At 70.7% G+C, this 24,833-nt stretch carries 27 protein-coding genes; 13 read left to right on the top strand and 14 right to left on the bottom strand.

Annotation, left to right across the window (positions count from 1 at the left end; translation table 11 throughout):
• Positions 1–110 precede the first annotated feature (110 nt).
• Positions 111–689, top strand: coding sequence for an RNA 2',3'-cyclic phosphodiesterase (thpR, locus tag CPZ01_RS08165; protein WP_096394259.1), 579 nt, complete (start codon positions 111–113; stop codon positions 687–689).
• An 86-nt stretch (positions 690–775) separates the two neighbouring features.
• Positions 776–2,194, top strand: a complete 1,419-nt coding sequence (locus CPZ01_RS08160) for a HEAT repeat domain-containing protein (protein WP_096394258.1) — start codon at positions 776–778, stop codon at positions 2,192–2,194.
• A 27-nt stretch (positions 2,195–2,221) separates the two neighbouring features.
• Here the strand turns inward: CPZ01_RS08160 and CPZ01_RS08155 are convergent, their stop codons facing one another.
• Together CPZ01_RS08155 and CPZ01_RS08150 are read right to left on the bottom strand one after the other, a co-directional pair.
• Positions 2,222–3,052 carry a DUF7504 family protein gene (locus CPZ01_RS08155; RefSeq protein WP_096394257.1) on the bottom strand — a complete coding sequence of 277 codons (831 nt, stop codon included), beginning with the start codon at positions 3,050–3,052 and terminating at the stop codon, positions 2,222–2,224.
• Between the two features lie 84 nt (positions 3,053–3,136).
• Positions 3,137–4,438 (bottom strand): hemolysin family protein, encoded by a 1,302-nt coding sequence (locus CPZ01_RS08150; RefSeq protein WP_096394256.1) that lies wholly within the window; start codon positions 4,436–4,438, stop codon positions 3,137–3,139.
• Between the two features lie 170 nt (positions 4,439–4,608).
• On the opposite strand from CPZ01_RS08150, the gene serA reads away from it, so the two are divergent.
• Positions 4,609–6,213 carry a phosphoglycerate dehydrogenase gene (gene serA / locus CPZ01_RS08145; protein ID WP_096394255.1) on the top strand — a complete coding sequence of 535 codons (1,605 nt, stop codon included), beginning with the start codon at positions 4,609–4,611 and terminating at the stop codon, positions 6,211–6,213.
• A 101-nt stretch (positions 6,214–6,314) separates the two neighbouring features.
• Here serA and CPZ01_RS14995 read toward each other — a convergent pair whose 3' ends face one another.
• The 5 genes from CPZ01_RS14995 to CPZ01_RS08125 all read right to left on the bottom strand — a co-directional run bounded on the left by CPZ01_RS14995 (position 6,315) and on the right by CPZ01_RS08125 (position 9,277).
• Complete coding sequence (locus tag CPZ01_RS14995; protein ID WP_157745943.1) at positions 6,315–6,461, bottom strand: hypothetical protein; 147 nt, start codon at positions 6,459–6,461, stop codon at positions 6,315–6,317.
• A gap of 61 nt (positions 6,462–6,522) precedes the next feature.
• On the bottom strand, positions 6,523–7,806 hold the full coding sequence (thrC, locus tag CPZ01_RS08140; RefSeq protein ID WP_096394254.1) for a threonine synthase: 1,284 nt from the start codon (positions 7,804–7,806) through the stop codon (positions 6,523–6,525).
• Between the two features lie 105 nt (positions 7,807–7,911).
• A complete protein-coding gene (locus CPZ01_RS08135; RefSeq protein WP_004599263.1) occupies positions 7,912–8,127 on the bottom strand; it encodes a DUF7569 family protein in 216 nt (71 codons plus the stop codon).
• Positions 8,128–8,247: 120 nt separating this feature from the next.
• Entirely contained in the window at positions 8,248–8,925 is a 678-nt protein-coding gene (gene upp, locus CPZ01_RS08130; RefSeq protein WP_096394253.1) for a uracil phosphoribosyltransferase, read from the bottom strand.
• A gap of 136 nt (positions 8,926–9,061) precedes the next feature.
• The gene (locus CPZ01_RS08125; RefSeq protein WP_096394252.1) at positions 9,062–9,277 is read right to left on the bottom strand and encodes a hypothetical protein; all 216 of its coding nucleotides are present in this window, start codon (positions 9,275–9,277) and stop codon (positions 9,062–9,064) included.
• Positions 9,278–9,348: 71 nt separating this feature from the next.
• Between CPZ01_RS08125 and CPZ01_RS08120 the strand changes: the two genes are divergently transcribed.
• Both CPZ01_RS08120 and CPZ01_RS08115 read left to right on the top strand, forming a co-directional pair.
• Entirely contained in the window at positions 9,349–9,663 is a 315-nt protein-coding gene (locus CPZ01_RS08120; RefSeq protein WP_096396205.1) for a hypothetical protein, read from the top strand.
• 96 nt (positions 9,664–9,759) lie between these two features.
• Complete coding sequence (locus tag CPZ01_RS08115; protein ID WP_096394251.1) at positions 9,760–9,999, top strand: hypothetical protein; 240 nt, start codon at positions 9,760–9,762, stop codon at positions 9,997–9,999.
• 36 nt (positions 10,000–10,035) lie between these two features.
• On the opposite strand, the gene CPZ01_RS08110 is transcribed toward CPZ01_RS08115, so the two are convergent.
• Complete coding sequence (locus CPZ01_RS08110; protein WP_096394250.1) at positions 10,036–11,337, bottom strand: CobW family GTP-binding protein; 1,302 nt, start codon at positions 11,335–11,337, stop codon at positions 10,036–10,038.
• A 125-nt stretch (positions 11,338–11,462) separates the two neighbouring features.
• Here CPZ01_RS08110 and CPZ01_RS08105 point away from each other — a divergent pair, with 125 nt between their 5' ends.
• The 4 genes from CPZ01_RS08105 (at position 11,463) to CPZ01_RS08090 (ending at position 15,089) form a co-directional block, all read left to right on the top strand.
• Positions 11,463–11,669: a hypothetical protein gene (locus tag CPZ01_RS08105; RefSeq protein WP_096394249.1), complete on the top strand. Its 207-nt coding sequence runs from the start codon at positions 11,463–11,465 to the stop codon at positions 11,667–11,669.
• Positions 11,670–11,764: 95 nt separating this feature from the next.
• Positions 11,765–12,061, top strand: a complete 297-nt coding sequence (locus tag CPZ01_RS08100) for a hypothetical protein (protein ID WP_096396203.1) — start codon at positions 11,765–11,767, stop codon at positions 12,059–12,061.
• Complete coding sequence (locus CPZ01_RS08095; RefSeq protein WP_096394248.1) at positions 12,061–13,038, top strand: ArsA family ATPase; 978 nt, start codon at positions 12,061–12,063, stop codon at positions 13,036–13,038. The genes CPZ01_RS08100 and CPZ01_RS08095 overlap by 1 nt, the downstream gene beginning before the upstream one ends.
• A 197-nt stretch (positions 13,039–13,235) precedes the next feature.
• Positions 13,236–15,089 carry a carbon starvation CstA family protein gene (locus CPZ01_RS08090; protein ID WP_096394247.1) on the top strand — a complete coding sequence of 618 codons (1,854 nt, stop codon included), beginning with the start codon at positions 13,236–13,238 and terminating at the stop codon, positions 15,087–15,089.
• A 54-nt stretch (positions 15,090–15,143) separates the two neighbouring features.
• Here CPZ01_RS08090 and CPZ01_RS08085 read toward each other — a convergent pair whose 3' ends face one another.
• Together CPZ01_RS08085 and CPZ01_RS08080 are read right to left on the bottom strand one after the other, a co-directional pair.
• On the bottom strand, positions 15,144–15,815 hold the full coding sequence (locus CPZ01_RS08085) for a hypothetical protein (RefSeq protein ID WP_197702916.1): 672 nt from the start codon (positions 15,813–15,815) through the stop codon (positions 15,144–15,146).
• The gene (locus tag CPZ01_RS08080; RefSeq protein WP_096394246.1) at positions 15,808–16,188 is read right to left on the bottom strand and encodes a cupin domain-containing protein; all 381 of its coding nucleotides are present in this window, start codon (positions 16,186–16,188) and stop codon (positions 15,808–15,810) included. The genes CPZ01_RS08085 and CPZ01_RS08080 overlap by 8 nt, the downstream gene beginning before the upstream one ends.
• A gap of 228 nt (positions 16,189–16,416) precedes the next feature.
• Between CPZ01_RS08080 and CPZ01_RS08075 the strand changes: the two genes are divergently transcribed.
• The 4 genes from CPZ01_RS08075 (at position 16,417) to CPZ01_RS08060 (ending at position 18,187) form a co-directional block, all read left to right on the top strand.
• Positions 16,417–16,650, top strand: coding sequence for a hypothetical protein (locus tag CPZ01_RS08075; RefSeq protein WP_096394245.1), 234 nt, complete (start codon positions 16,417–16,419; stop codon positions 16,648–16,650).
• A gap of 106 nt (positions 16,651–16,756) precedes the next feature.
• Positions 16,757–17,443, top strand: a complete 687-nt coding sequence (locus tag CPZ01_RS08070; RefSeq protein ID WP_096394244.1) for a DUF5828 family protein — start codon at positions 16,757–16,759, stop codon at positions 17,441–17,443.
• 77 nt (positions 17,444–17,520) lie between these two features.
• The gene (locus CPZ01_RS08065; RefSeq protein ID WP_096394243.1) at positions 17,521–17,760 is read left to right on the top strand and encodes a hypothetical protein; all 240 of its coding nucleotides are present in this window, start codon (positions 17,521–17,523) and stop codon (positions 17,758–17,760) included.
• Positions 17,761–17,812: 52 nt separating this feature from the next.
• Positions 17,813–18,187, top strand: a complete 375-nt coding sequence (locus CPZ01_RS08060; protein ID WP_096394242.1) for a helix-turn-helix domain-containing protein — start codon at positions 17,813–17,815, stop codon at positions 18,185–18,187.
• A gap of 12 nt (positions 18,188–18,199) precedes the next feature.
• Here the strand turns inward: CPZ01_RS08060 and CPZ01_RS08055 are convergent, their stop codons facing one another.
• The 4 genes from CPZ01_RS08055 to CPZ01_RS08035 form a co-directional block, all read right to left on the bottom strand.
• Positions 18,200–20,329, bottom strand: coding sequence for a S9 family peptidase (locus CPZ01_RS08055; RefSeq protein ID WP_096394241.1), 2,130 nt, complete (start codon positions 20,327–20,329; stop codon positions 18,200–18,202).
• A 111-nt stretch (positions 20,330–20,440) separates the two neighbouring features.
• Positions 20,441–21,034, bottom strand: coding sequence for an IMP cyclohydrolase (locus tag CPZ01_RS08050; protein WP_096394240.1), 594 nt, complete (start codon positions 21,032–21,034; stop codon positions 20,441–20,443).
• Between the two features lie 357 nt (positions 21,035–21,391).
• Positions 21,392–21,985, bottom strand: a complete 594-nt coding sequence (gene cgi121, locus CPZ01_RS08040) for a KEOPS complex subunit Cgi121 (RefSeq protein ID WP_096394239.1) — start codon at positions 21,983–21,985, stop codon at positions 21,392–21,394.
• On the bottom strand, positions 21,982–24,447 hold the full coding sequence (locus tag CPZ01_RS08035) for an ATP-dependent DNA helicase (protein ID WP_096394238.1): 2,466 nt from the start codon (positions 24,445–24,447) through the stop codon (positions 21,982–21,984). The genes cgi121 and CPZ01_RS08035 overlap by 4 nt, the downstream gene beginning before the upstream one ends.
• Between the last annotated feature and the right edge of the window lie 386 nt (positions 24,448–24,833).

Here is a 24,833-nt window from a genome sequence, read left to right as displayed (position 1 = left end):
CGGACGGCTGGGACTTTGGAGGTGTCCGTCTCGCTGAGAGTAGTTTATAAATCAACGAGCGACACTACGCCAGACACTTATAAACAAACTCGATCAAAAACTCACACGTAATGCGAGCGTTCTTCGCCGTCGACCTCCCCGACTCCCTCGCGCCTGCCATCGCAGACGCGCAGGCCCCATTCGCGGACGCACCCGGCGTCAACCCCGTCGACCCCGAACAGGCGCACGTGACGATGAAGTTTCTCGGCGAGGTCGACGAGAACGACGACGGGACCGAACCCTCCCTCAGCGACGTCATCGAGGCCGGCGAGCGCGCGGTCGACCGCGCCACCGTCGTCCCATTTAAATGCGCAGTCGCCGGCCTCGGCGTCTTCCCGAACCGCGAGTACGTCTCGGTCGTTTGGGCGGGGATCGACCGCGGCGGCGACGACCTCGCCGCGCTCCACGAGGCCCTCGAAGTCGAGACGACCGCGCTCGGCGTCGACCCGGCCGACCACGACTTCACGCCGCACGTGACGCTGGGCCGCGTCGAGAACGCGACCGGCGCCGAGGCGGTCCGGGACGCGCTCGACGCGACGGACCCGGAGGTCGGATCGTTCTCGGTCGACGAGATCCGGCTGGTCGAGTCGACGCTGACCGCGTCGGGACCGGAGTACGACACCGTCCGAGAGTTCGGGCTCGGACCGTGAGGTCCCGCTCGCCGACCGGCGTCGATTCTCACCGGTGATAGCCGCGGGCGTACGTTTAACGTACCGGATCGGTGAGGGGTTCACAGATGGACGACAGGCCGCGATCGGAGGGCGCCACGGGATCGGCGGAGAGCGGCGGCGCCGGGCGGAGCGGCCGACCGACCGACGGTGACCCCCCGGCGCTGGCGCGGCTCGACCGGCGGTTCGACGCGTCGGCGCGGCGCGAGGCGGCCGAGGCGCTCGGCAACCCCTCCAGCTCGATGAGCGCCGCCGCCGAGCGGATCGTCGAGGCGCTGTTCGAGACCGCGCTCGACGACCCCGACGAGGCCGTCCGCGCGGCGGCGATCGAGTCGCTGTACTTCCACGGCGACGACCACGTCGACCGGCTGGCGCGGCGGATCGCGAAGCGGCGGGGCGACGGCGAAGACGGGGCGAACGGCGCGGGCAGCGGATCCCGGGCGGCGGGACGCGATGCCGCGGAGACGTTCGCCCGGTGGCTGGAACACGATCGGGCCGCGTATCGGATGGTCGCGGCGACCGGGCTGGCGGCGGTCGGCGGGAGGGGTGCCGCACCCCGGCTCCGCGAGGCGTTCGACGACGACGACGCCCGAGTCCGCGCCCGGGCCGTCAGGGGATACGCGCGGGTCGGCGGCGAGGCGGTCGAGGCGGTCCGACCGCTGGTGAACGCGCCGAACGACCTCGTGCGCGGCGCCGCGGCCGACGCGCTCGTCGCGATGGACAGCGACGACGCGGTCGAACTGCTCGCGCTCGCGGCGCGGCGCGGGAACGAGCGGCTCCGCCTCGTCGTCGTCGAACGACTGGGAGCGCTCGACCGACGGGACGCGACCGGGGTGCTGATCGGGTCGCTACGGGACCCCTCCGAGGCGGTCCGCCGGGCGGCCGCGAGGTCCGTCGCCGCGGTGGTCGCCGGGGCGGACGCGGTCCCCGCGGGCGACGTTCGCGACCGCCTCCTCACCGAGCGACCGTTCGAGACCGACGGCCCGCTCGCGGTGTTCCGGGCGGTCGCCGCGGAGCGAACCGCGGCCGACCGGGCGGGAGAAAGCGGGAGCGCGGTCTCCGGATCGCGAGAGCGCGTCGACGCCGAGACCAAGCGGTACGCGGCGTGGCTGTACTGTGAGCTCCTCGAAGCGGCGGACCCGGCCGCCGCCGACCGGTCGACCGCGGTCGAGTGGCTGATCGACGCGCTCGACCACCGGGACCGACTGGTTGCGGACCTCGCCGCCGCGTACCTGCCGCGGATAGCCTCGGCGGACGGGTCCGCGGAGGGGCCGGACCGCGGGAGCGAACCGCCGCTCGGCGTCGACGTCGAGCGAAAGCTCCGGGCGCTCGCGAGCGACGGGACCGCCTCCGAGGCGGCGCGGGAGCGCGCCAGAGCGGTGTTGCGACGGTTCAAGCGGGCGGTCGTCGAGGCGGCCGCGGACCGGCACGTGGAGTACGTCTACGTCCGCTGGCCCGCGGACTACACGGAGAGCTACGAGGGCTAGACGGGCGAAGAGTCGGAGAGACGGCGCCTACGGCCGGCGAACGAACCGGCCGTCGTCGACCGCGACCGTCAGGTCGATCGTCTCGTCGAGGAAGTTCAGGACGGTGGCGACGTTTCGGTCCGCGTCGGCGTCCACGTACAGCTGTAACACTCCCTCTGCGTCCGCGAGGCGGGCAGCGAGCATGCGAACGAACGCGACCGCGCGCTCGACGTCGAAGGCGGCGACGATCTGGCCGAAGACGCTCACCTCCAGCGAGACGCGCTCGCCGGACTCGTGGTTGGCGTCGAGGATCCGCGAGACGGTCTCGCCGACCTCGTCGGGGGAGAGGCGCGGGTCGAGCTCGACGAGCTCGACGTCGAGCCCCTCGAAGTCGACGTCGGGGGTCGCCTCGAAGTCGTACTCGCCGGTGGTGACGAGCACCGTCCGGCGGGGCCACGACGCGAGGCGCTCGTCGAGCGTGCGGACCAGTCGCTCCGGCGTCGGCGTCACGGCGACGACGAGCCCCGCGGCGCCGTGAAAGTGCGTCCGGAGCGCGTCGGCCTCGCCGCCGGTGGGCGAGGCGTCGACGCGGACGACGCCGTCCCATCCCAGCCGGTCGGCCACGTGGACCCCGTCGGCGATCCGGTCGACCACGTGGTCGTGGAGGTGCGCCTTGAACTCGGCGACCGCGCCGTCCGTGTCGTAGGCGGTCTTGGCGGTGGCGCAGTACGGGCAGTCCCAGCTCACGCGGAAGTCCGACTTCGAGAGCGCGTCCGAGTGGTGGGCGAGCAGGTGCGACCCCGTCACGTCGGCCATCTCCGAGCGGTCCCGCGTCCACGCGACGAACCCGCACCGGTCACACGCCCAGCGGCTCACCATGATCGAGAACGTGTGTTCCGGGACCCGCCGGACGCAGATGTATGTTGTGTTATGTGTGTGGCGCCGCGGGGGCGACGGCGACGGTCACGCGGAGCCCGCCGGCTCGTCGCCGCTCCCGCGAGCCGCGGCGAACCCGTTCTCGTCGGCGTGTTCGACCCGGACGCGGGTGACCCGCGTCGTGGTCGCGCCGGTGACGGCGAGCGTGACGTCGCCGACCGCGACGCGGTCGCCCTCCCGGGGCAGTCGGCCGAGCTGTCGGGTTATCAGGCCCGCGACCGTCTCGGCGCCCGCGCCCGCGGGCAGCGAGAGCCCGAGCGTCTCGTTGAGGTGCGTCACGGTCGTCCAGCCGCGGACGACGGCGGCGTCGGGCGCGACCACGTCGACGGCGTCCGTCTCCCAGCGCCCGACCAGCTCGCCGACGACCTCCTCGAAGAGGTCCTCCAAGGTCGCGATCCCGACGACCGCGCCGTGCTCGTCGACGACGATCACCATCCGCGCCTCGCTCGCGCGCATCTCGGCGAACAGCTCGTCGAGCGGCTTCGTCTCGGGGACGAACGCCGGCTCGCTGAGCGCGCTCGCGAGGTCGGCGCCCGACTCGTCCGCGCGGATCGCGTCCCGGACGTCGACGATCCCGACCACGTCGTCGCGGTTCTCGCCGTAGACGGGCATCCGGGTGACGCCCTCGCTCGCCGCCCGCGAGAGCGCGTCCGCCGGCGTCGCGGTGTCGGGGAGCGCGACGACGTCGGTCCGCGGGACCATCACCGCGGCGACGGTCGTGGTCTCCAAGTCGAGAACGCCGCGGATCATCGCGCCCTCGTCGGGGTCGAGCGCGCCCGCGGCCTCGCCCGACCGGACGAGCGTCGCGATCTCCTCGCGGGAGAGGTACGACTCGATGTCGGACTCCCCGCCGGTGAAGCGGTTGACGACGCCCGACAGCGCCTCGAACACGTACAGGACGGGGCGGAGGACGCGCTGGATCGCGACGACGACCCGCGAGACGCGGAGCGCGTGCTTCTCGGCGTTCGCGACCGCGTACGACTTCGGCGCGATCTCGCCGAAGACGATGACGAAGAGCGAGGTGACGAGCGTCGACCCCGTGGCCGCCTCGCCGCCGGAGAACCCGAAGCGGACGAACACCGCGGTCGCGACCGAGGCGGCGGCGATGTTGGCGACGTTGTTGCTCACTAAGGCCGTGACGAGGAAGCGGTGCGAGTCGTCGCGCAGCGCCGACAGCGCCCGGGCGCCCGGGGCGTCGGTCGCGACGAGCGAGTCGATCCGGTGGGTCGGCACGGAGAACACCGCGAGTTCCGAGCTGGAGAAGAAGGCGCTCACGGCGGTCAGCGCGAGGATGGCGCCGACGCCGACGAACGCGATCGTGAGGTCCATACGACCACATGCGCCCGGGTATAAAAGGGAGTACCGACGGCGAGGATACCCACGAACGCGCATTCTCCACCGGAAACGGAGGGGTCGATACCCACGAGCGCGGATCCGTCCGGGCGGCAAAACGGCGCGATTCGGAAAGCGTTAACCCCGCGCCGCGGGTGCGTTTCGGCATGAAGGTACTCGTGACCGACCCCATCGCGGACGCGGGGTTGGACCGACTCCGAGACGCCGGCCACGAGGTCGTCACCGACTACGAGAGCGAGGGCGACGCGCTGCTCGACGCCGTCGCCGACGCGAACGCGCTGATCGTTCGGTCCGGGACCGACGTGAACGAGGCCGTCTTCGAGGCCGCGACCGACCTCGTCATCGTCGGCCGCGCCGGCATCGGCGTCGACAACATCGACATCGAGGCCGCCACCGACCACGGCGTCATCGTCGCCAACGCGCCCGAGGGCAACGTCCGCGCCGCCGCCGAACACACGGTCGCGATGACGTTCGCCGTCGCGCGCTCGATCCCGCAGGCGCACGGGCGCCTCGTCGGCGGCGAGTGGGCGAAAGGCGAGTTCCTCGGCACCGAGGTGAACAACAAGACGCTCACCATCGTCGGCCTCGGCCGCGTCGGCCAGGAGGTCGCCAAGCGGCTCGACTCGCTCGGGATGGACCTCGTCGTCTACGACCCGTACATCTCCGAGGAGCGCGCCGAGCGGATGGGCGCCGAGCTCGTCGAGGACCTCCACGACGCGCTCGCCGCGGGCGACTTCGCGACGATCCACACCCCGCTCCTCCCCGAGACGGAGGGGATGATCGGCGAGGCCGAGCTGGCCCAGCTGGAGGGCGGCTACCTCATCAACTGCGCCCGCGGCGGCATCGTCGACGAGGACGCGCTCGCCGAGGCGGTCGACGACGGCGTCCTCGCGGGCGCCGCGCTCGACTCCTTCGCCGAGGAGCCGCTCCCCGCGGACTCGCCGCTGCTCGACGTCGAGGATATCGTCCTCACGCCGCACCTCGGCGCCTCGACCGAGGCCGCACAGGAGAACGTCGCGGTCGACACCGCGGAGGCCGTCCTCGCGGCGTTCGACGACGAGCCGGTCTTGACCGCGCTCAACGCGCCCTCGGTCGACGAGAGCGCCTTCCCGCGGATCGAGCCGTACATCGACGTGGCCGAGACCGCCGGGAAGGTCGCCGCCCAGCTGCTCGACGGCCGGATCACCGAGGTGGAGGCGACCTACGAGGGCGACATCGCCGCCGAGGAGGTCGACCTCGTCACCGCGAGCGCCCTGAAGGGCGTCTTCGAGCCGCTGGAGTGGCAGGTGAACGCGGTGAACGCGCCCCGGCTCGCCGAGGAGCGCGGCATCGAGGTGACGGAGTCGAAGACCCGGCAGACCGACGACTTCCAGAGCCTCGTCCGCGTCACCGTGCGCAACGGCGACGACGAGATCGCGGTCGAGGGGACGCTGTTCGCGGGCGAGGACGCCCGCATCGTCCGGATCGACGGGTTCCGCGTCGACGCGGTCCCGTACGGTCACATGCTCGTCGCGCGCAACACCGACGAGCCGGGCGTCATCGGGCTCATCGGCACCGTCCTCGGCGACCACGACGTGAACATCGCCGGGATGTTCAACGGCCGCGAGACGCAGGGCGGCGAGGCGCTCACCGTCTACAACCTCGACTCGGCCGTCCCCGACGCCGCGATCGATGAGCTGCTCGCGGACGACCGGATCGTCGAGATCACCGAGATCACGCTGGACGGCGCCGACGGGCGCGCCGACGAGTAGGCGTCTCGCACCCTCTCGAACGCAACCGGCAGTTTCCGGGCGGGTTTCCTAGTGGGCGTTTCGATTTATAAGCGAAAGTGTCGAATGTCCGAATAGTCCGGTCACTCATCGTCCGACTCGTCGCCTCGGTCGGGTTCGGTCTGATCGAGTAACCGTTTGAGAACCGCGTCAACGGGCTCCTCCCCCAGCTTCCGCCGATGGAGCCGATCGTACGTCTCCTCGCTGATCTCGATCCGTTCGCTGGTCACGCCGTTGGCTGTTTGTGAGACGAACAATTAAAATTCGATGCTGACGCCCCTCTGGTCGATTTTACTCGTGTAGGTGCTCGACGACCGCGTCCACGTCGTTCGGGACCGGTTCGGGGTCGCCGCCGGCCTCGTAGGCGGCGTCGGGGTCCTTGAGGAGGTGGCCGGTCGTCAGGCAGACCACTTGCTCGTCGTCCGCGACGACGCCCTCGCGGCGGAGCTTCCTCAGGCCCGCGAGGCTCGCGGCGGAGGCGGGCTCGACGCCGACCCCCTCCTCGGCGAGGTCGCGCTGGGCGTCGGTGATCGCCTCGTCGCTCACGGCGACCGCGGTGCCGCCGGTGTTGCGGATTCCGGGGATCGCCTTCGGCGCGTTGACGGGGTTGCCGATGCGGATCGCGGTCGCGCGCGTCTCGACCTCCTCCCAGCGCCGGATCTCGTCGTTCCCCTCTTCGATCGCCTCGACCATCGGGGCGGCCCCCTCGGCCTGGACGCCGGTGAGCTTGGGGACCTCGTCGACGGCGAGCGCGCCCGACTGGACGAGCTCGCGGAATCCCTTATAAAGCGCCGAGGTGTTGCCCGCGTTGCCGACGGGGAGGACGATCCGGTCCGGGAACGCGCCATAATCGGCGTAGAACGCCTCTAAGATCTCGAAGCCGATCGTCTTCTGCCCCTCTAAGCGGAACGGGTTCAGCGAGTTGAGCAGGTACGCCTCGCCCCGGGCGGCCAGCTCCTGAACGATGTCGAGGCAGGCGTCGAAGTTGCCGTCGACCTCCAGGATTCGGGCGCCGTGGAGGCTCGCCTGCGCGACCTTCCCGGCGGCGACCTTCCCCTGGGGGAGCAACACGAGCGTCTCCATGTCGCCGCGGCCGCCGTAGGCGGCGAGCGCGGCAGAGGTGTTGCCCGTCGAGGCGCACGCGAGCGCGCCGACGCCCAGCTCCTGCGCGACGCGGACGCCGACGGTCATCCCGCGGTCCTTGAACGAGCCGGTGGGGTTCATCCCCTCGTGTTTGATCCGGAGCGCGTCGACGCCCACCGACTCCTCGATGCGCGGGACGCGGTGGAGCGGGGTGTCGCCCTCGGGGAGGGTGACCCCGAGGTCGAAGGGGAGCGCCTCGCGGTAGCGCCAGACGCCGCGGTCGGGGCCGTCGGAGGGCGCGCCCGCGCCGAACTCGTCGAACGTCGGCGGGTCGGCGTACCGGACTTCCAGCAGGCCGCCGCAGTCGTCGCAGGTGTACCGGACGTCGTCGAACGGGGCGAACGTCTCGTCGCACTCGATACACGCGAGCCACGTCCCGTCGGCGGCGCAGTCGGGCGCCGCCGGGGCCGGGGCGTCGATGGCGAGATCCATTACGTCAAGGTCCGTTCCGCCGCGGCTTAAGACGGGCGGTCGGAACGGACGTTGCCGGCCGGAACGAAGGTGTTCGGTCGTCGGCCGGAACGAAAGTGTTTGGTCTCAGTCGACGATGATCTCGGAGGTGTCGTCGCCCTCATCGCCGCCGGAGCCGAGGCGGTCTTGGTAGCGCTGGATCCAGTCGGCGAAGCAGTCGGGGCAGAGCCGCTGGGTGTCGATGTTCGCCCGGTCGACGCTCAGCCGGACGGTGCGCGAGAGCGCATCCGTCGTCGGCTCGCCGCAGGCGTCGCAGGGCTCGGTCGTCGGCGCGTCGCTCATGTCGTACCGGTCGCGGCGGCGGCTCTTAAAAGTACGTCGACGGGTCGGGGACGGCGACGAGGGGACGGGGGACGGCGCCGGGAACGCCGGAGGATGGCACCGGAACTGTCGGACTGAGCCTCACACCGTCCGGAACGCGCGGTCGCCGGCGTCGCCGAGGCCGGGGACGATGAACCCGTCGTCGTCGAGGCGGTCGTCGATGGCGACCGTCAGCAGGTCCGCCTCAGGGACGGCCTCGCTCACGCGGACGAGGCCGGCCGGTGCGGAGACCGCGGAGAGCACGAACAGGTCCTCGAAGTCGTCGGCCTCGTCGAGGACGTGGTCGAGGACGGCGACCATCGTCGATCCCGTCGCGAGCATCGGGTCCGCGACGATGACGGTGTCCTCCGGGCGGATCTCGGGGAGCTTCACGTAGTCGATGGTGATCGGGAACTCGCCGTCCGCGGTCATCCCGGCCTCCTCGTCGCGGCCGGCGGAGATGACGCCCTGCTTCGCGCGCGGGAACGCTTTTAAAAGCCCCTCGACGAACGGCGTCGCGGCGCGGAGGACGTTGATGATCACCACGTCGTCGAGCCCCTTCACGCGCTCGCCGGTCGTCTCCGCGAGGGGGGTCTCGACGGGGACGTACTCCGTCTCCATCGCGCCGTCGATGATCTCGTAGCCGCAGATGCGGCCGAGCTTCACCAGCCCCTTTCGGAACGCGACCTGCTCCGTCTCGACGTCGCGCAGCCGCGAGAGGGTGTCCGTCGCCAGCGCGTGCGTGATGAGGTGTGCGTCGTCTCGGTCTTCGATCGTCATTGTCGGGAGAGGGGCCGCGTCCGGCTTAAAATATGGCGGACCGGGCGTGACGGCGCCGCTCGGCCGCGCCTCGGCGGCGGACCCGACGCGTCCGGCCGGCTCGGAAAACGCAGCCGGCTCCTCGAACCCCGCCGACTCACCGCAACACCGCGAGGTACGTGATCCCGAAGATGAGCAGCGAGAGCCCGACGACGTTCACCGCGTTCAGCTCGGTCACGCCGAGGCGGTCGAGCCCCCAGACGACGGTCCAGCCGAACCAGGCGGACAGCACCGCGTTCAAAAGCAGGATCAGCCGCAGGTCCCCCTTCGACTCCTCGACGCCGTCGCGGATCCCCTTCGGCTCCTCGCTCATACGAACTCCCGCGGGAGACCGACACTTAGCTCTTTGTCCGTGCGGCCCGTAGAACACCCATGAGCGGCCACGTGCGCGTACGCAACCGGCACGGCGATCGGATCGACCCGGTCCCGTTCCTCGTCACCGTCGGGATCGCGTTCACGTTCGCGCTCTCGTTCGGGCCGATCTACGGGCTGTCGTACGGGCTCACGCTTCAGGCGTCGCTGACGCTGTCGACGCTGGCGTTCGCCGTCGCGACCGCCGTCGCGTACCGACAGCTCGTCCGCCACGCGCCGCCGATCGACGCCGGCCCGCTCCCGCCGGGACCGCGGGTCGAGCGCCTGCTGTACGCCGGCATGGGCCTCGGCGTCCTGATCGTCGCGCTCACCGTTCCGCTGTTGTGACCGTTCGACTCCCCTCGACTCCCGCCGGAGCCGCGCCTGTGCGTCACGTTCACACATCACCGGAGAAATAAGGTGGCGGATTTCGTACGATCGTTCATGGGAATCTTCGACACGGTGACGGACGTGATGGAGGGGTCGACGCAGCGCGCGCCCGGCAACGCCGGCGACGACGGCTCGGAGGGCTCGTACTGGTGCGACGACTGCGGGGTCCGGGTCCGAGACGTCGACGTCGAGGAAGAGGGGCTCGACCGCGACGGCGACGGGACGCCCGCATGTCCCGACTGCGGCGAGTCGATGCGGTTCGAGCGCGCGAGCGGGACCGGCTGCGCCTGCTGAGATCGGCTCCCGCGGCGCGGCGGCCGACGCTCTTTTTCACGGCTCGCGGAGCGCCAGCTCCTCGCCCTGCTCCGTCGGGAAGGGGAGCTCCCCGCCGATCTCGTCGTCGTCCGCCTCGGCCGCCGCCCACTCCTCGTCCGTGACGAGCGCGTCGTCGAGGCGCTCGCGGATCGCCGCCTCGTCGATGTCGGTGCCGATGACGACGTACTCCGTCAGTCGGTCGCCGTGTTCGTCGTCCCAGTCGAGGTTCGGCCGGTTCGAGCGCAGCATGTCGCGCTCGACCGACGGGAGGCTCGCGATCCAGGGGCCGAGCGCCTCGACCCGCACCGACGCGCCGGCCTGCCCGACCTGCTGGCGCTGGTCGGTGCCCGCGATCCACAGCGTCCCCTTCGAGCGGACGACCTCGGGGGGGAGGTCCCGGAGGACGGCGGCGATCCGCTCCGGCTGGAACGGTCGGCGGCGGCGGTACGTGAACGAGGAAACCCCGTACACCTCGTCGGGGTGGCGGTGGCCGTGGTCGTCGCTCTCCCCGTGGCCGTCGCCCTCCCCGTGGCCGTCGCCCTCCCCGTGGCCGTCTTCCTCTCCGTGCCCGTGAGCCCCGCCCTCGGCCAGCGCGCGCTTCCACCCCGGCAGGTCCCCGAGCTCGCTCGCGTCGAACAGGCCCACGTCGAGGATCCGGTCAGGGTCGACCGCGGAGAACTCCGCGACGACCGTCTCAGCGTCGGGCTGGAGCGCGCCCACGAGTTCGATCGCCTCGTCCATCTCCGCGTCGGTACAGAGGTCGGCCTTGTTACACACCACCAGGTTCGACACCTCGACCTGCTCGACGAGGAGGTCAGAGAGGGGACGCTCGGCGTCGCCGTCGCCCGCGCCGGCCTCCGCGTCGGGGTCGACGCGCCGCTCCGGCGCCTGCTCGCCCGCGAAGGCGTCGAGGAACTGCCGCGTGTCGATCACGGTCACCAGCGCGTCGACCCGGTACCGGGCCGCCGCGCGCGACTCGGTCGTGAACAGCCGGGCGACCGGCGCGGGCTCGGAGATCCCCGACGACTCGACGACCAGGGCGTCGAAGGAGCGCTCGTTCGCGAGCCGCACCACGGCGGTCTCTAAGTCGTCCTGAAGCTCGCAGCAGATACAGCCGTTCGACAGCTCCGTGACGCCCTCGACGCCGACCTCCGACTCCTCGGCGATCAGCTCGGCGTCGACGTTCACGTCGCCCATGTCGTTGACCAGCACCGCGAGGTCGCGGTCGCCGGCGTTCCGCAGCAGGTGGTTCAGAAGGGTCGTCTTACCGGCGCCGAGGCTCCCCGAGAGCACGGTCACCGGGATGCGGTCGTCCATACGGTCGGATCGGCCACGACGCTCTTGAACCCCCGGGCGGCGCGCGGGAGCGGTCGGACGCGGGCCCCCGCCGCAGGCCGATCCGAGCCGATACGTTGATAGGCTGCGGTCGTCGAACTCGGGACATGGTTCTGTCCGCCGCCACCGTGTCGCTGGTCAGCGTCGCGGTGACAGTGCTGATGGTCGCCGCGATGCTGTACCTCGTCTGGGGAGCGCTCGGCAGCGATATCCACACCCCGAGCCCCGGTAACGAGGATCAACCGGAACTGGACGACGACGACGCCGACTCCGACGAGGCGTCGGGCGAACTCGCAGAAGGGAACACCGCCTGACGCCTCGCGCTCCGAGGGCGATCCGCACCGGAGACCGCGATCGCGGCGCCCCGGCCGCGACAGGTTTTAACGCCGGAAGAGTATCATGAGAGATGATGACAGTAGCCGACCGGATCGAAACGTTCCGAGCCGCGCTGGAGGAGTGGCTCCGCGGCCTGTATCACGGGATGTTCACCCATCCGGCCTACGAGAAGATTGAGAAGGAGGCCGAGGACGTAGAAGACGAGTTCATGCTCGCGTGCTTCCCGGACGCGTTCGGGGTCCCGTCGCCGGTGTCGTACTACACCGCCGAGCTGCTCCCCTACCTCGAAGACGAGTTCGAGGCGTGGGAGCGGCGGCTGTGGGACCGGGAGAGCCTCATGGAGCGCAAGGGCCAGCAGTACCACTTCTGATGGAGCAGTTCGTCTTCTTCGGCGGGAAGGGCGGGGTCGGCAAGACGACCGTCTCCTGCGCCTACGCGTACCGTTGCGCCGACGCCGGGCTGCGCACGCTGGTCGTCTCGACCGACCCCGCGCACTCCGTGTCCGACGTGTTCGACCAGGGGTTCGGCGACGAGCCGGAGTCCGTCGACGGCGTCGGCGGCCTCGACGCATTGGAGCTCGATCCCGAAGACGAGATGCAGCGACACCTCCAAGAGATCCGCGAGGCGCTCTCCGAGCAGGTGTCGGCGGCGATGGTCTCGGAGATCAACCGGCAGCTGGAGATGTCCCACGGCACGCCCGGCGCGTACGAGTCCGCCCTCTTCGACGCGTTCGTGGACGTGATGCGCGAGGAGAGCGAGCCGTACGACCGCGTCGTCTTCGACACCGCGCCGACCGGGTCGACGCTGCGGCTGCTCGGGCTCCCGGAGTTCCTCGGCGACTGGATCGACCGCCTGCTGTACAAGCGCAAGCAGTCGATCGACCTGTTCGAGAAGGCCGCGATCGGCGATATGGAGCCGCGGCGACTGATGGACGGCGACCCCGTCTTAGAGCGCCTCCAGCGCCGCAAGGAGTTCTTCGAGTTCGCCGGCGACACGATGCGGAACGACGCCGCCTTCTTCCTCGTGTTGAACCCCGACCAGCTGTCCGTCAACGAGACGGGCCGGGCGATCGAGGAGTTCACCGAGCGCGACCTGCGGGTCCGCGGGCTCGTCGCGAACAAGCTCACGCCGTCGCCCGAGGAACACGAGGAGGGGCGCGGCGCCACCTACCTCCGCGACAAGGTCGCGACCGAACGGGAGCGGCTCGACCAGGTCCGCGAGGAGTTCGACCCGCCGCTGGTCGCCGAGATCGAGTCGCGGACGCGGGAGGTCCGCGGCGACGTGCTCTCGGAGGTCGCGGCCGCGCTCGACGTCGAAACGGGAGAGCCGGCCGCCGCTCGCGAGTAGCCCTCTTCCCCTCTTCGAGGGGGCGCGCGCGAATAAGGACTGGCAGTTTAAATACAAAATTAATTTTCACAGAGCCGGAACGAATTGCGGTGCGGCCTCTGACCCAGTCATTCGATCGGATCTGGCGAAAACTATCACGGTCGAAGCCAATATTTAATACGTTCTTTCCAAACCGAGTTCGTGAGGCAGGGGAACTCATGACAAACGTAATATGGATAATGGTCGCGGTTCTCGGAACGTTCACCGTCGGATACATGGGGTACTCGCGGTACCTCTCCCGCTTCGTCGACCTCGACGACGAACGAGAGACGCCGGCGCACAAGTACGAGGACGGACAGGAGTACGTACCGTCGAAGAAGCCGGTACTACTGGGGCATCACTTCTCGAGCATCGCGGGGGGCGCACCGATCGTCGGCCCGATCACTGCGGGCGCCATCTGGGGATGGGTTCCCGCGATGCTGTGGATCGCGCTCGGTAACCCGCTGATGGGCGCGGTCCACGACTTCATCTCGCTGTCGAGCTCGATCCGCCACGAGGGGCGCTCGATCGGGTATATCGTGGGGCAGTACGTCGGGGAACGAGGGAAGAACCTGCTGCTGTGGTTCGCGTTCCTCACGATCATCCTCGTCGTCGCGGTGTTCGCCCTCGTCGTCGGGATCGTGTTCAACGCGTTCCCGCAGGTGACCACCGCGAGTACGGTGTACGTGGTCTTAGCGCTCGCGTTCGGCGTCTACCTCTACCAGCTCAACGGTCCGTTCGTCCCGGGGACGATCCTGTTCGTCGCCGGCGTCTTCGCCGGCGTCTGGGTCGGCATCCAGTACCCGTTCGCGCTGTTCGCGCTCGCCGAGGGGAGCCACCCCGCGGGGACGTTCGTCCTGTTCAGCGGGAGTACCGGAAGTTGGGTTCCCGGCGCGGCGGCGCTCGGCGGGAACACCGCCGCCTGGATCCCGGTCGTGATGGTGTACGCCGGCGTCGCGAGCGCGCTCCCAGTGTGGGTGCTGCTCCAGCCGCGCGACTACCTCTCGTCGTTCCTGCTGTACACCGGCGTCGGCGGGGGCGTGCTGGCGATCATCGTCGGCACGCTCATCACGACCCCGGCACAGCCGCTCGTCATCGACTCCTCGATCGGCGTCTTCGAGGGGTTCTGGGGGATCGAGGCGGCGGGGCTGTTCCCGCTGTTCCCGTTGCTGTTCATCACCATCGCCTGCGGGACGATCAGCGGATTCCACTCGCTCGTCTCCTCGGGGACCACTTCGAAGCAGCTCAACAAGGAGAGCGACGCCCGCCTGATCGGCTACGGCGGGATGCTCGGCGAGGGGCTGCTCGGCGCCCTCGCGCTGTCGACGCTCGCGGTCGCCGGCTTCGCCGGTGACGCCGCCGCCGGCGGTATCGGCGGCGCGCTACCGAACTTCGCGACCGGCGGCGGGATCATCCTCACCAGCTTCGGGATCCCGCAGGCCATCGGGAGCGTGTTCATGGCGCTCGTCTTAGTGAGCTTCCTGCTCACCTCCACCGACACCGCGGTCCGCCTGGGTCGGTACATGATGGAAGAGATCGTCGGCATGGACGACGGGATGACCGTCTCCGGGCTCTCCGGCGGCATCGGGGCCGCAGCCCGCGGCCGATACACGAACCCGGCCATCCAGATCGGCATCGCGTACGTGCTCGTCATCTCGGGCCAGTGGCAGACGCTCTGGGGGCTGTTCGGCGGCGCGAACCAGCTGCTTGCGGCGCTCGCGCTGCTGACGGCGACGGTGTGGCTCGCCAACTGGGACGAGTCCAAGCAGCTCGTCTCCACCGGCGTTCCGATGGCGATCATGGTGACGATCACCGTCCTCGGACTGACGTGGGTCGCGCTGTACAACAACCTCTACATCAACCTCATCCAAGGGGGCGCCGGGACCCTCGGCGCGCAGCTCTCGTCCGTGGCGCAGATGGTCCTCGGGCTGGTGCTGATCTACATCGCCCTGTCGCTCGTCCGGATCGGGATCGGAAATCTCAGAACGGTCCGCGGCGGCGACGCGCCCGCGGCCGAACCGAGCGACGACTGACGGCGTCGCCGCTCCGCGACACGAATTCTATTTTAAAGCCGCTCTCGTGACGCCCTAGCGCCAGAACCGCTTCGCGAACTTCGAGAAGATCCCGTCGTCCGGCTTCTCGACCCGTTCCCACAGCCGGAGCGCCTCGGCGCTGCTCGCGGCCTCGCTGGCGACGAGTCGCTCCTCGTCGGGCGCGACCACGACGAGGTTCACCTCGTAGTGGCCGTAGTAGCCGAACTTCAGGAGCGTCCGGTCGCGGAACCCGTCGACGAACTCGTCGACCGCGTCGGGGATTCGGTCGGCGACGAGCACGACCGTGACGTCGGTCCCGTAGTGCTGTTCGTTCCCGTCGACCCGCTCGTCGGCGACGCCGTGAGCGAACTCCACGAGTCGCTCTAACTCGCCGACAGACGGGGTCGCGACGCGACGAGCGAACAGGTGTTCCATCACGTCGTGGTCCGCGTAGCTCAGCGCGGGGTGGAGGAACTGCTTCTGGTTTCGCATCCGCATCTCCGCGGTCAGCTCGAACCGCTCGCCGTCGACGACCACGTCGCGGTCGAGGTCGTAGCTGTACATCAGCCGGTCGGAGACCCGGTCGAGGTACTCGTCGTCGTAGTCGGGAACGGCCTCGCGGATCTCGGCCGGCAGCTCCTCGGGATCGCGGCGCCCGTCTCCCTCCGCCGGGGTCGCCGCGTCGTCGCGAGTCTCGTCGTCGCTCCCCTCGGCCGCGTCACTCATCGTCCGGGTCGTAAGCGACCGCGTCGCCGTCGGCCGGCGGCGCGCCGATCGCCAGCACGGTCACGGAACCGTCGGCGTCCGCCGGGTTATACGCGCGCTGCGGGCTCTCGGGGTCGACGACGAACAGGTCGTCCGCGGGCACCTCGTAGGTCCGCTCGGGCGTCTCCACCGAGAGCGTCCCGTCGAGCACGTAGAACGCCTCCTGTTGGGTCTCGTGGTAGTGGTACGCGAGCGGGAGCTGCTCGCCCGGCTCGGCGCGGAAGCGGTTGATCGCCGCGGCATCGAGACCGCCCGGCTCGGAGAGCTTCCGGCACTCGCAGGGTCGGTCGGGCTTCGGCTCCACCGAGTCCGTGTCGACGACGCGGTATCCCATGGGAACCAATTCCACGGAGCGATTGAAAAGGTCATCGGGCCGGCGGTCGAGTCGGCACCGATGCCTGCATCAAGTCGGCGCCGATGCCGACGTCGAGCCGGCGGCGATACCGACGTCGAGCCGGCGTTAACCGGTCCCGATTTTAAACGCGGTGGCGGAGAAGCCGCCGTAGCGACGCCGCCGACGGGTTTTAAGTCCGTCAAACACGATCGTTCGGTAGAGATACCCATGTCCGACGAAGAGATCCAAGCGGAGGCGTGCGGACGGTGTTCGATGTCGACCGTCGTGGGCGCCGTGAGCGGGGACCAGGACTCGGAGGAGCTCGCCGAGCGCGACCCGTTCGCCGGCGAGCGAATCGAGGTCGACGAGTCGTCGTTCCGGCAGGTCTCGCCGGGCGGGTTCCTCAGCGACCTCAAGGACCGGGTCGACGAGTTCGGCCGCCGGCTCTCCTACGGCAAGTAGCTCACACGGACTCGCGAATATCCCGTTCTCGTTCGCTCGACCGACGCTCGCGCTCACGCGCGGTCGGGGAGACTTATACGCGTTCGTGTCGTAACGGGGGCAAGCGATGGAAGAGAGCATCTCCGGCTTCAAGGTGCGCGGCGACTGGGGCGACGTCGTCGAACACGGCGAGCGGATCGCCCTCGCGCTCCGGGAGGTCGGCGTCGACGGCGACGCCTACTACGAGTTCGACGAGTGGCGTCCCAAGACCCACGAGCGCATCGACGAGGACGTCTCGGAGAAGACCGCGGCGCAGGCCTCCGTCGACGAGGGGAAAGGCGAGCGCGCGGGGAAGTCGCCGGGAGACGACCTCCAGACGGCCGGGGAGAAGCTCACGGAGTCCTACGAGAAGGTCGAGGAGAACGACACGGAGAGCGCCCGCGAGAGCTGGGGGGAGTCGATCGAACACGTCGCCCGCGCGGCCGACTCGGCCAGCCGGAAGGCGCTCCGGAAGGTGGAAGACGCCGTCTACCGGAACGTGATGACCCAGATGGCGCCGTACTACTTCGACAACGAGCTCGTCAGCGCGAACATCCAGGAGGTCGCCCGCGCCGAGGACGGCGAGACGTTCGTCTTCGAGGTGAACGTCAACGACGACGAGCTGAAAGGCGAGGTGTCCGAGGTCCTCGGCGAGTACGAGTCCGAGATCGACCGCTGGCACGTCGAGACCGAGAAGCGGACCGACGACGTCGCGGCCGCCGAGGGCGTCGAGCCGCCCGCCGAGGAGGGGGGCCCGGACTCGACGACGACGTGAGAGCGGTTAGCGACTCGGTCCCAAAAACGCCGAGACGCATCGGTCGCTTTTAACTCGCCGACCGCCGAATCACACCCATGAGCGAGGTACTCCGAGTCGAGGCGGGCGAGCTGTCCGCGGACGAACTCATCGACGCGCTCAACGACGGCCGGCGGATCCTCGTCGACGTCGAGGTCGCCGGGGCCAGCCACGAGGTCGCCCTCCGCTACGACGGGGAGACGTACCACTGCGACACGCCGACGAACCTCCATCGGCACGCGGACGAGTCGGGGATGCGGGGCTGCATCGACCAGATGGGGTACGCCGCCGAGGAGTGACGCCGTCGACCAGAAACCGACATTTAACCTCGCCGCGCGCGAACCGGGTCGCATGAGCGATCCCGAGATCGAGGACCTCGTCGGCGACACCTCCCCTTCCTTCGAGCACGTCCTCTCCTGCGTCTTCGGCGTGCGCGACCACGAGAGCCGCGCGTACCTCGAACTGCTCGAGTACCCGGGCAGCACCGTCTCGGAGCTGGCCGACGCGCTCGACCGGGACCGGTCGAACGTGAACCGGTCGCTGTCGACGCTCCGCGAGAAGGGGCTCGTCGAGCGCCGGCGGCGGCTGCTCGACTCCGGCGGCTACGTCTACCAGTACACCGCGATTCCGGTCCCGGAGGCCAAGCGCCGGCTCCACGACGCCCTCGACGAGTGGGTCGGCGACGTCCACGACGCCATCGACGGGTTCGACCCGGACGAGCGCTGAGTTCGCTTTCCCCTACTCTTCCGCCTCCTCTCCGTCCGCGCCCGCGGTCAGCCCGTCGTCGTCGGGGCGGTCGAGCGCGCGCTCGGCGTCGTGGTGGTCGGAGTAGCCGTCGAACCAGCGGGCGATGCGCTCGATGCGGTCGACGACGTGCCCGGGCTCGCCAGACCGAGAGAGTTCGTGGCCCTCGCGGGGGTACCTGACGAACCGCGTGTCGACGCCGTTCTTCCGGAGGATCCGGTGGTACAGCTCCGCCGTACAGATCGGCGTCCGCGTGTCGTCCTCGGAGTGGACGAGGAGCGTGGGCGTGTCGACCGCGTCGGCGTGGCCGGTCGGCGACTGCTCCCAGAGCCACCCGGGCTCCTCGGAGGGGACCGTGTCGAAGTCGCCCTCGACGAGCTTGTAGGCGGCGTCGGTCGAGCCGTAGAAGCCGGTGAGGTCGTAGACGCCGCGCTGGGCGACCGCCGCCCGGAAGTAGTCGGTCTGCCCGACCGCCCACGAGGCCATGAACCCGCCGAAGGAGCCCCCGGTGACGAAGGCGTTGTCGGCGTCGACCTCCGGGCGGTCGGCGACGGTCTCGACGCCCGCCATCACGTCGTCGAGGGTGACCGCGCCCCAGTCGCGCTCGATGGCCTGCGTGAACGCCTCGCCGTAGCCGGTCGAGCCGCGGGGGTTCGACCAGAAGACCGCGTAGCCGCGGGCCGCGAGCGTCTGGAACTCGTGCCACATCGTCCCCGCAGTCGACCACATCGCGTGCGGGCCGCCGTGGATCTCGACCGCGAGCGGGTACGGCTCGTCGGCGCCGTCGCCGGCGGCCGCGTCCCCGTCGCCCGAACCTGCCGGCGGCGTCAACAGCCACCCCTGGATCTCCACCCCGTCCGACTCGAACCGGAGTTCCTCGGGCTCGCCGACCGCCCGCTCGGCGAGGTAGTCGGCGTTCAGCTCGGTCAGGCGGGTCGTCTCGTCGGCCGCGGCGTCGTAGGCGAACGCGTCGCCCGGGTGGTCCCACTCGCTCGCGGCGTACGCGACGGTGACCGACTCGGGGCCGGCGCCGGCCTCGCCGCCGACGGTCGCGCCCGAGACGGTTCCGGGTCGGAGCAGGCGCTCCGGATCTCGGCTCCCGTCGGCGGGGACGTGCCACAGCGCCGTCTTCCCCTCGTCGGGCGTCGCGAAGTAGATCGTCTCCTCGTCGGGCCCCCACCCCGGCGTCACGTCGCGGCCGAGCCCGCGGTCGATGCCGCCGGTGAGGTCGGTGACCGCGCCCGAGTCGGCGTCGAGGACGCGGAGGTCCGTCGGCTGCATCGACACCTGCTCCGGCTCCGCGTGCGTGAACGCGACCCGGCCGTCCGCGGTCGCCGCGAGGTCCGCGCCCCAGCCGGTCGTGGTGTGGACGCGCTCGGCCTCGTCGGCCGCCAAGTCGTGGGCCCAGATCGCGATCTCCACGGAGTCGTCGGGGTCGTCGCCGACCGCCTCGGTGTAGTACAGCGTGTCGGCGTCGCCCCACGACGGGCCGGCGAAGTCGGCGTCGCGGTCGGTGACGCGCTCGACCGCCCCCGACTCGGCCGGGTCAGGGTCGGTGACGCCGCCGACGCTCGCGTCCGCGTCGACGACGTACACGCCGGGGCGCCGGCCGTCGAAGTACCGCTCGGCGGAGCGGTAGACGGTTCGGTCGACGACGCGCGGGTCGGGGTGCTCCTCGGGCTCGTAGTCGTCCGGGACGGCGAGGTCGCGGTCGGCCTCGCGGTCGTCCGCGGTCACGGACTGGACGAACGCGATCCGTTCGCCGTCCGGAGACCACGCGATCCGCGAGACGCCGCCGACGACGTCGGTGACGCGGCGGGCCTCGCCGCCGGCGACCGGGAGGACCCACAGCTGCTGACGGTCGTCGGCCGCGCCGCGGGTGGAGGTGAACGCGAGCCGGTCGCCGGAGGGGCTCCAGCGCGGCTCGGCGTCGGACCCCTCCGGGATGGTGAGTCGGCGCGGGTCGCCCTCACCGTCGGCGTCGACGAGGTAGACGGTCGTCTCGTACTCCTCGTCGTCGGTCGGCTGTCGGCGCACGAAGGCGACGCGGTCGCCGTCCGGCGAGATCCGGGGGTCGGACGGGACCGCGATGTCGTGGTAGTCGGCGGCGGTGATCGGTTCCATAGGACTCACTCGGACGGGGGAGGCAAAAGGCGTCGGGAGCCGGAAAGGCGGGGGGCGGTCCCGCCTCCGCGGTCGCCGAGTCGGACCGGTCGCCCGCGGGAGCGCGGCCGGTCAGTCGTCGCCGTTGTCGAACGCCAGCGAGACGCCGCCGTCGTCGACGGTCGCGCCCGCGGCGCAGACCGGGTGTTCGAGGTCGGCGCCGAGCAGTTCCGTCGCGACCGACGGTGCGTCGGTCGCCGTCAGGTCGTACGGCTCGGGCGCGTCCGTCTCGTAGGTGGCGACGACGGTTGGCTCGTCGACGGTCCTGACGAGCAGCGCGTCGCGGCGGACGGTGCCGATCGCCGCCGCGTCGACGCCGACGACGCCGGCGACGCGGGGCGTGTCGTAGTCGTCCTTCTCGAAGTCGAGCGCGAGTAGCGCCGACGCGAGCGCGTCGCGGGCGGGGTAGCCGCGCTCCAGCTTCTCCGCGATCGGGTCGACGTGCGAGCCGTTGCCGAGGGCCGCCAGCGGCTCCTCGGTCGGCGTCTCGACCGCCCGCGCGCAGTTGTAGGAGACGTAGGGGTTGTCGGTCCCGGGCGCGTCCGGCGTCGGGCCGACGGTGAGCGTCTCGCCGCGGTCGCGGACGCGGCGGTTCGGGAACGAGCGCGAGGAGACGCGGTAGCCGCCGATCCCGGGCGCGACGACGACGAATCGTCCGACGTACATACAGCTTCGTGCGGATTGGGTCGTGTAAAACGCGTCGATATACCCACGAACGCGATCCGCAGGCGGCGCGAGGCGAACGGCGACCCCGCGACGGGGAGACCGTCGCACGCGGGAGCGTCAACCGATCGCACGGCGGCCGCAACGCGCAACGCTTACAAAGACGTACTGGCTACCGATAAGTGCGCAGTCCATTGGGGTAGTGGCCAATCCTGTTGCCTTCTGGGGGCAACGACCCTGGTTCGAATCCAGGATGGACTACTTCTCTCGTTTTCGCTTCGCTTGGAACCGAGCGGCGACCCCGTCTCGCGGTCTCCAGTCGAAACGAAGGGGTGGCAGACATCGGTCCCGAACCCGCGGTCACTTCTCGACGTCGAGCAGCGCGACGCGCTCGCGGACGACGTCGATGAGGTCGCCGTTCGTGGCGGCGAGTTCGCGGTCGGTGACGCCGTAGAACTCCCGGACGCGGTCCTCGTCGAACGCGGTCCCGAGGTCGGCTCCGTCGGTGATTTCGGTCGAGCCGGCGGCGAGTTCCCGAACCGCCTCGACCGCGCCGTCGAGGTCCGCGGTCGGTCGGTCGGCGCCGGGGACCTCGCCGAAGTCCGCGACGAGGACGACCGCGGCGCGCTCGCCCTCCGAGACGCCGAGTTCGAGCGCCCGGTCGATCTGGCGGCGACCGGCGGCGTACAGGAGGACCTCGACGCCGGGGTCGCGCGCGACCGCCTCGCCGCGGGCGATCGACCGCGCGGCGAGCCGCGCCGCCTCGCGGAGCTGCGTCGCGGAGACGACGAGGCCGGCGTCGAACGCCTGGACGATCGCGCCGGTCTCCACGGCGATTTCGTCGAGATCGGCGAGGAACGCGTCGAGGTCGGCGATCGCGAACGTTCCGTCGACGAGGCGGACCGCGGGGTCGGGCGCCGGCTCGCCGTCGGCGCCGACAGCCGGGTCAGTCATCCGAAATCACCCAGACTCGCCTGCCCGTCGCCGTCGCCGTCGGCGTCAGCGCCCGCGGTCGCCGCCGCGCTCGCCGAGCGGTCCGGATCGACGCCGTCGAGCGACGGGTCCTCGCGGCCGGCGTTCTCCAAGATGCGCTCGGCGGTGCGCTCGCGGCCGCGGAGCGCGCCCAGCACCACCGCCTTGTCCGCCTCCCGGAGGTCGGCGCGGCTCTCGATGCCGGCCTCGAAGAGGCGGCGGGCGCGTTTGCGGCCGACGTTGCGGACGCCGGCGAGGTCGAGCAGCTCCTCGCGGACGCCGTACTCCAGCCGCTTGCGAGCCTCGCGGACCTGAACGACGACGTCGCCGTCGATCCCCTCGACGTCGCGGGCGAGCGTCTCGGCGGCGCGGAGGAGCCACTCGGCGGTGTCGACCTTCCCGCGGATGTCGCCCGGTCCGACGCCGTAGCGCTCCGCGATCCGGTCTTCGTCGACCTCGTTCGCCCAGTCCTCCAAGAGGCGGCCCGTCTTCAGCGCGGCGAGCCAGTCCTCGAAGCGCACGTCCTCGTACTCGGAGGGCACGTCGCCGAGGAACTCCGCCTCGCGCTCGTAGCAGACCTCGGTGTACTCCTCGCGGTCGCCGGACTTCAGGTACAGCTCGTAGGTGTCGGGGGTCCGGCTGACGAGGTGATAGAGGCCGAGCGGGGTGACCGCGGGGGCGTCGGCGCCGTCGTTCGAAGCCGCCGTCTCGGCGTCCGCGTTGCCGTCCGCCTCGTCGTCCGCCCGCGTGTACGTCGTGAACCCGGCTTCGTCGGCGCCCGCGTCGGGGTCGGCGTCCGCGCCGGCGCCGTCGGCGGGGACGAAGTCGCCGGCGGCGTCCTCGTCGTCGCCGTCCGCCACGGTCCGCAGGCCGTCGAGGATCTCGGCCGCGCTCATCGGGTCGAGGTAGAGCCGCGAGACGGTGTGGCCGATGCCGGTCGCGGCGAGGCCCTCGCTCCCGCCGTCGCGGTCGCGGTCGACGAAGCCGTTGACTTCGAGGTAGTCGAGGACGGTGTCGGTGACCGCGGCGAGGCGCCCCTCGTCGTCGGTCTGGGTCGCGTAGAGGGTGTTATCGAGGAAGGAGAGCAGCCCGTCTCGGGTGGCCGCGAACCCCGAGGCGACCGTCGCGAGGACGTGCGTCCGGAGCGCGGGCTCGGCCGCCAGCTTCGAGCGGACCGGCTCGGGGTCGGCCCAGACGTACCGGTCGAACAGCTCCTCGCGGGTGTCGGCGCTGTTCGCGAGCAGCACCGCCTCGCCGTAGGGGTCGAGCCCGGGGCGGCCCGCGCGCCCGCACATCTGGTGGACTTCGAGGACGTCGAGGGGTTGCATCCCGCCGAACTCGCCGTCGTAGCGGCGCCAGTCGCGGACGATCACCCGGCGGGCGGGGGTGTTGACGCCGGCCGCGAGCGTCGGCGTCGCGGAGACGCACTTGATCAGGCGGTCGCGGAACGCGTCCTCGATCAGGCTCCGGTGTTCGCTCGCGAGGCCGGCGTGGTGGAACGCCGACCCCTGCTCGACGGCGTCCGCGAGGTCCTCCGAGGTGTCGGTGTCGGAGACGCCGCGGATCTCCTCGGCCAGCTCGCGGAGGCGGTCGCGCTCGTCGCCGGTGAGGCGGGGCGCCGTGACCTCGCCCAGCTTGCGGGCCGACGACTCCGCGTTGCGCCGGGAGTTGACGAAGACGAGCGAGGAGCCGCCCTGCCCGTCCTCCTCGGTGTCGAGGGCGTCCGCGACGAGCCGCGCGGTCTGGTCCTCGCCGCGTTCGACGGGCACCTCGCGCCGGCTCCCGTCGTCGAACTCGATCGCGTTGCCGAAGTGGACGCCCGTCCGGAGCTCGATGGGGCGCCAGTCGGACTCGACGAGCTCGGCGTCGAGCCAGTCGGCGATGACGTCCGCGTTGCCGACGGTCGCGGAGAGCGCGACCGTCTGGAGGCCGGGGTTCACCTTCCGGAGCTTCGCGAGGGTGACTTCGAGGGTGGGCCCGCGGTGGGAGTCGTCGACGAGGTGGACCTCGTCGCTGACGACGCAGGTGAGGTCGTCGATCCACGGCGCGCCGTTGCGGATCAGCGAGTCCACCTTCTCCGAGGTGGCGACGATGATATCGCGGCTCGCGAGCCACTCGCCGTCGGAGTCGTAGTTGCCCGTCGAGACGCCGACCGTGACGCCGAACTCCTCCCAGCGCTCGAACTCGGCCTTCTTCTCGCTGGCGAGCGCGCGCAGCGGAACGATATATAAGGCCTTCCCGCCGCGCTCGATCGAGGAGAGCATCGCCAGCTCCGCGATCAGCGTCTTCCCCGACGCGGTCGGCACGGCCGCGACGATGCTCTCGCCGTCGACGACGCCAGCCTCGACCGCCGCCTGCTGGGGCGGGTACAGCTCCGCGACGCCCTCCGCTTCGAGCGCCTCGCCGACGCCCGCGGGGAGCCCGGAGAGCGAACTCGGTTCCATTACCGGAGTCTGGACCCCCACGCGATTTAAACCGTCGGAACCGCGCGATGATGGGCGACGGGAGGCACGACCGCGACCGCCGACGGCGACGCTTATTTATAAATAGATCCGCGGTGGCGCGTGCCTGCGAGGCCGCCCCGCGGCCGAGCAGCACCGCGCGAGGGAGTCAGTCGCCGGAGCGAAGCGGAGGCGACTGACGAGGCTGGGGAGGCGTGAGGTGCTGTGCGGAGCGGTGGAGGTGGGACTCAAAGGGGCAGTCACCGGCGGCTTCGCCGCCGGTTGCCCGTGGCGCGTAGCGCCACGCTGCCGTGAGGAGGGCGCAGGCGACGTAAGCACTGGAAGGAGCGAACGAAGTGAGCGACTGAAGCGCGCAACGAGCGTGCGCC

This window comes from Halorubrum trapanicum (assembly GCF_002355655.1).
Lineage (GTDB): Archaea > Halobacteriota > Halobacteria > Halobacteriales > Haloferacaceae > Halorubrum > Halorubrum trapanicum_A.
This window is presented reverse-complemented; position numbering and strand designations above follow the sequence as displayed.